This window comes from Stenotrophomonas sp. STEN147, assembly GCF_056757995.1.
On the sequence record NZ_JBRRCG010000034.1, the window covers coordinates 1 to 5,573 of the forward strand.

The window sequence follows — 5,573 nt, forward strand, 5'->3', positions numbered from 1 at the left end:
ACAGATTCCCGCGGATCATCGAATGAATGTCCGGGGTCAGCTCCGTTTTCCTGCGGAAAACGGATCTGACCCCAAGCGTATTTCCGACAGATCGCGGAAAACTGTCGAAGGCGGCGTGGGTCCGGTTGCGGGGGCGTGAGCGCCATGGATGGCGCGACCGAGCCTACAGGGACGTATTTACGGCGTCCCCCGCAACCGGACCCACGCCGCCATCCCACGGATAGCCCGCTGTTGCTGTTGCTTCGGTGGTTGCTTTGGCTCTTGCAATTGCCTCTGCGGGTGCAGGGCGCAGCCCTGCCAGTCCCCTCCCCTTCCCTGAGCATTCCGCGCAGCGGTTTGAGCGCCACGCGCACGCCGGCCACGGCACGCTAGCCGCAACGGAACCGCCCGTCCTCCATCGAGAACCCTCATGACCCTGCATCACCTGCCGCTGCGCGGCGCCCTGCTGCTGGCCCTGGCTGCGCTGCCGCTGACCGCACTCGCCGAAGCCACCTCGCCCGCACCCACCCGGCAGATGCCCGGTGTCTATCACCACCGCATCGGCACCCTGCAGGTCACCGCCCTGTTCGATGGCGTGGTCGCACTCGGCCGGCAGGAAGTGGTCGACGTGCCGCCGACGCTGGTCACCCGCCTGCTGGAAGGCCGCTATGTCCCCGAAGACAGCAAGGGCCTGCAGACCGCGGTCAATGCTTACCTCATCCGCCAGGGCAATCACCTCACCCTGGTCGACACGGGCACCGCACAGTGCTTCGGTCCCGGCCTGGGCCAGGTACTGGGCAACCTGCGTGCCGCAGGCGTGGATCCCGCCGAGGTGGACGACATCCTGCTGACCCACGCCCACCCCGACCATCTGTGCGGCGTGCTCGACGCGCAGGGCAAGCCGGCCTATCCGAACGCGACGGTGTGGCTGTCCAGGGCCGACGCGGACTACTGGCTCAACCCGGCCAGCGAAACCACCGCACCGGAGGGCGTGCGCTTTGCCTTCCCGCTCGCCCGAACCGCCGTGGCGCCTTATCAGGCCAGCGGCCACCTGCGTACCTTCGAGCCTGGCGATGCCCTCCCCGGCGGTGCCCTGGCGATGGATACCCATGGCCACCCCCCCGGCCACGTCTCTTACCGGTTCGACAGCCAGGGCCAGTCACTGCTGGTGTGGGGCGACGTGCTGCACTTCCACGCGGTGCAGTTCGCCCACCCGGAAGCCGCGTTCGAGGCCGATTCGGACCGCAAGGCGGCCACGGCCAGCCGCCGCAGTCTGTTGCAGCAGGCCACCGCCGGGGCGTGGTGGGTGGCGGGTGCGCATCTGCCTTTCCCGGGCCTGGGCCACGTGCGCAGGGAAGGCCAGGCCTATGCCTGGGTGCCGGCGGAGTATTCGCCATTGTGAGGGTGTGCCGACCAAGGTCGGCACCCACCGATCCGGTAGCGCCGGGCCATGCCCGGCGGGCGAGAGGTTATTCCAGGCCCAGCCAGCCACCGATCACGGCACGGGCTTCATCCACGCCGGCGCGGTCCTCACCGGAAAACACCTGCACGCTGACGCTGTCGCCGTAGGCCGACTGCAGCTCCTTGCGTACCTTCTGCAGCGTCTGCATCTGCTGGCCGCGGCCCAGCTTGTCGGCCTTGGTCAGCAGCGCATGCGCCGGCAGGCCGCGCTGCACGGCGTAGGACAGCATCTGGCGGTCGTAGTCCTTCAGCGGGTGGCGGATGTCCATCACCACCACCAGGCCCTTCAGCGCCTCCCGGGTACGGAAGTACCTGTCGATGAAGGCCTGCCAGTGCGCCTGCAGCTCCAGCGGCACCTTGGCGTAGCCGTAGCCGGGAAGGTCGACCAGGCTTGCGTCCGGGGTGATCTGGAAGAACACCAGCTGCTGCGTGCGGCCGGGGGTCTTGGAGACGCGGGCCAGGGCATTCTGCCGGGTCAACGCATTGAGGGCGCTGGACTTGCCGGCGTTGGAGCGGCCGGCGAAGGCCACTTCGGCCCCTTCGTCGGGCGGCAGCTGCCGCGCGTTGTGGGCCGAGAGGTGGTAACGGGCGCGTTCAAGGAGCAATGACATGCACATAGGATCGCATGTTGCGGCGCCGCGCGCCCGTGCCGACGGCCCCAGCGGGGATTTTGCTGCACTGCTTCGTTGACCGTGCGTGGAAACGCCGTTGATAATCCGGGCGATGCCGGCGGCCACCGCCCGGCCCGGTCCATACGGAGCTTTAGCATGCGCCACGCTCGCGTTCTTGCCGTATCCGCCCTTGCCACTGCTGTCGTTGTTGCCGCCGCTGCGTTCGCGCAGACCACGTTGACCCCGCTGCCCGACAACGGGCCGATCAACACCGCCTCGCTGGAGGTGGATTTCAGCAAGACGACCTGGGGCGATGCCAAGGCTGGCCAGGGCAAGGCTGCGGCCTGCGCGGCCTGCCATGGTGCCGACGGCAATTCCACGGTCGAGATGTATCCGTCCATCGCCGGCCAGAGCGAGCGCTATGTCGCCCAGCAGATGGCCCTGATCGCCAACGGCCAGCGCAGCTCCGGTGCGGCCGTGGCGATGGTGCCCTTCGTACAGAACCTCACCCCGCAGGACATGCGCGACATCGGCGCGTTCTTCGCCACGCAGAAGGCCACCGCCGGCATCGCCGACGACACCGCGGTGACCGAAGGCCCCTACAAGGGCATGAAGTTCTACCAGATCGGCCAGCAGCTGTACCGCGGCGGCGACGCGTCGCGCGGGCTGCCGGCCTGCATGGCCTGTCACGGCCCCAGCGGCGCCGGCAACCCGGGCCCGGCCTACCCGCATATCGGTGGCCAGCACGCCAGCTATGTCGCGCGCCGCCTGCAGGAGTACCAGGCCGGGCAGACCAACGAAACCGACAAGGCGCACTTCCAGATCATGGCCGCGGTGGCACAGAAGCTGACCGAACAGGAAGTGCAGGCGCTGTCCAGCTACCTGCAGGGCCTGCACAACCGGGCCGACGACGTGGTCACCGAAGCCACTCCGGCACGACCGGCCGCCGCCCCCTGACCGCCACTGGTCGGCCCGGGCCGCCACCACGGCCCGCGCCTGCGGTATGTTTCCTTCACGCCGGCGACTGCGCCGGCGTTGCTTTTTCAACGGAGATGCGTGTCGATGAGGTTGATTCCCCGCCTGCTGTTGTCCCTGCTGGTGCTGCTGCCGATGGCCGCCAGTGCCGCCCCTGCCGCAGCCCCGCTGGTCGAAGGTCGCGACTACGAGCGCATCGCACAGGCCGGTCCGTTCCAGCCGCTCGCCGGCAAGATCGAAGTGGTCGAGGTGTTCGGCTACACCTGCCCGCACTGCGCGCGTTTCGAACCGCAGCTGGAAGCCTGGGCGGCCAAGCTGCCGGCGGATGTGCGCTTCACTCCGGTGCCGGCGGCGTTCGGGGGCGCCTGGGATGCCTGGGCGCTGGCCTATTACGCCGCCGAAGAAGTCGGCGTCGCCAAGCGCAGCCATGCGGCCGTGTTCAAGGCACTGCACGAGCAGGGCACCCTGCCGATGCAGAATGTCTCGGCCGATGAGCTCGCCACCTTCTACAAGGCGTACGGCGTGGCGCCCGAGCGTTACACCCAGGCCCTGCGGGGCGACGCCGTGCAGAAGAAGGTCGACGCGGCGCGGGCATTCGCCCAGCGCACCCGCATCCCCGGTACCCCGGCGCTGATCATCAACGGCCAGTATCTGGTCCGCGGCAACAGCTTCGACGACCAGCTGCGCATTGCCTCGGCGCTGATCGCCCAGGTCCGCGCCAACCGCGGCCGCTGAACCAACGCCCACTCCCGACACGGCGCTGTCGCCGCCGCGTGTCATCATTTCCCCCTGGCCGGCGCCCGCCGCCGGCCCCACCATTCCAGATGCTGGAGACGCTTCCATGAAGATCCGCTACGCCCTCGCACTCGCAGCGCTGCTGCCGATCCTGGCGGCCTGCAAGGCCGACGACGGCACCGCCAACACCTCCGCCGCCCCGGCCGAGCCGACCACCGCCCCAGCCAGCACCGAGCCCGCTGCGGCACCGGCCGCTGACAGCGCAGGCGCGGCCCCGGCAGCCGAAGGCGAGAAGGCCGCCGAAGCCGCTCCGGCGGCCGCTCCGGCCCCGACCACCACCGCACTGACCGGTCCGGCGCCGGTGGCCGGTGAGGACTACCAGGAAATTCCGAACGGCCAGCCCTTCCAGCCGGTTGCCGGCAAGGTCGAAGTGGTCGAGATCTTCGGCTATGTCTGCCCGGCCTGCGCCGCCTTCCAGCCGCTGGTCGGCCCGTGGAAGGCCGGTCTGCCGGGCGACGTGAACTTCGTCTACGTGCCCGCCATGTTCGGCGGTACCTGGGACGACTACGCCCGTGCCTTCTATGCCGCGCAGACGCTGGGCGTGCAGGAGAAGACCCACGAGGCGCTGTATGCCGCCATCCACTCGCAGAAGACCCTGAAGGGCGAACGCGGCCGTGATTCGGTCGAGGACATCGCCAAGTTCTACGCCGGCTACGGCGTCGATCCGAAGCAGTTCGCCGCCACCATGGGCAGCTTCGCGGTGAATGCCAAGACCAACTCGGCCAAGCAGTTCGCGCAGCGCAGCCAGATCAGCGGCACCCCGTCGATCATCGTCAACGGCAAGTACCTGGTGAAGGGCAAGAGCTTCCCGGACATGCTGCGCATCGCCGACCACCTGATCGCCCGCGAGCGCGGTGCGGCCCAGGCTCACTGATCCAAGAGAAGCTGTCCCCGGTCGTGAATTCCCCCTCTACACGGACCCTGCGTCTGCTGACGGCCAACATCCAGGCCGGCTCCAGTACCCGCCGCTACAGCGACTATGTGACCCGCAGCTGGTCACATGCGCTGCCGGCGGGTCGCAAGCGCAGCAGTCTTGATGCGATTGCCACACTGGCGCGTGGGCACGACATCGTTGGCCTGCAGGAAGCCGATCCAGGCAGCCTGCGTTCGGGCTTCACCAACCAGACCCACTACCTGGCCCAGCGTGCCGGCTTCAACTACTGGAGCCACCAGCCGAACCGGCGCATGGGCGGGGTGGCATCCAGTGCCAACGGCCTGCTGAGCAAACTGGAGCCGGTGGAGGTGCAGGACCACGCCCTGCCCGGCCGCATCGGCGGGCGTGGCGTGCTGCTGGCCAGGTTCGGTGATGGCAGGGACGGCCTGGCCGTGGCCGTGGCCCACCTCTCGCTGGGTGCCGGTTCGCGGATGGCACAGCTCGGTTTCATTGCCGAGCTGCTGTCCGACCACCCCAATGCCGTGCTGATGGGTGACTTCAACTGCCTGGCCGAACGGCCGGAAATGCAGGTGCTGTACCAGAAGACCCGGCTGCAGCCTCCAGGCTGCATCGTGCCGACGTTCCCCAGCTGGCGCCCGGACCGCGCCATCGACCACATCCTGGTCAGCAGCAGCCTGCAGACCCGCGCGGTCGAAGCCGTACCGGCGGCCTTCTCGGACCATCTGGCGCTGGCCATGGCCATCGACGTACCGGCCAGCGCCCTGCGCTGACCGGTAGCGGCCGGCCCGGGCCCGCGCACGCGCCCCCAAACCCCCCGGGGGGGCCGCCGCCAACCCCCCCGCCACCCCGGCGCCCGC

Annotated in this window: 6 protein-coding genes; 5 read left to right on the forward strand and 1 reads right to left on the reverse strand. The window is 69.2% G+C overall.

Going from position 1 to position 5,573, the window contains the following annotated elements:
• Positions 1-409: 409 nt before the first annotated feature.
• Entirely contained in the window at positions 410-1,381 is a 972-nt protein-coding gene (locus ACVOKU_RS18455; RefSeq protein WP_481560584.1) for an MBL fold metallo-hydrolase, read from the forward strand.
• 67 nt (positions 1,382-1,448) lie between these two features.
• Here ACVOKU_RS18455 and yihA read toward each other — a convergent pair whose 3' ends face one another.
• On the reverse strand, positions 1,449-2,051 hold the full coding sequence (gene yihA, locus ACVOKU_RS18460) for a ribosome biogenesis GTP-binding protein YihA/YsxC (protein ID WP_481560585.1): 603 nt from the start codon (positions 2,049-2,051) through the stop codon (positions 1,449-1,451).
• Between the two features lie 156 nt (positions 2,052-2,207).
• Between yihA and ACVOKU_RS18465 the strand changes: the two genes are divergently transcribed.
• From ACVOKU_RS18465 to ACVOKU_RS18480, 4 genes are all read left to right on the forward strand, one after another.
• The gene (locus tag ACVOKU_RS18465; RefSeq protein ID WP_481560586.1) at positions 2,208-3,008 is read left to right on the forward strand and encodes a c-type cytochrome; all 801 of its coding nucleotides are present in this window, start codon (positions 2,208-2,210) and stop codon (positions 3,006-3,008) included.
• Between the two features lie 105 nt (positions 3,009-3,113).
• Positions 3,114-3,761 carry a thiol:disulfide interchange protein DsbA/DsbL gene (locus tag ACVOKU_RS18470; RefSeq protein ID WP_053519865.1) on the forward strand — a complete coding sequence of 216 codons (648 nt, stop codon included), beginning with the start codon at positions 3,114-3,116 and terminating at the stop codon, positions 3,759-3,761.
• Between the two features lie 106 nt (positions 3,762-3,867).
• Positions 3,868-4,695 (forward strand): thiol:disulfide interchange protein DsbA/DsbL, encoded by an 828-nt coding sequence (locus ACVOKU_RS18475; protein WP_180875851.1) that lies wholly within the window; start codon positions 3,868-3,870, stop codon positions 4,693-4,695.
• A gap of 53 nt (positions 4,696-4,748) precedes the next feature.
• A complete protein-coding gene (locus tag ACVOKU_RS18480) occupies positions 4,749-5,486 on the forward strand; it encodes an endonuclease/exonuclease/phosphatase family protein (RefSeq protein ID WP_180875876.1) in 738 nt (245 codons plus the stop codon).
• Positions 5,487-5,573 lie beyond the last annotated feature (87 nt).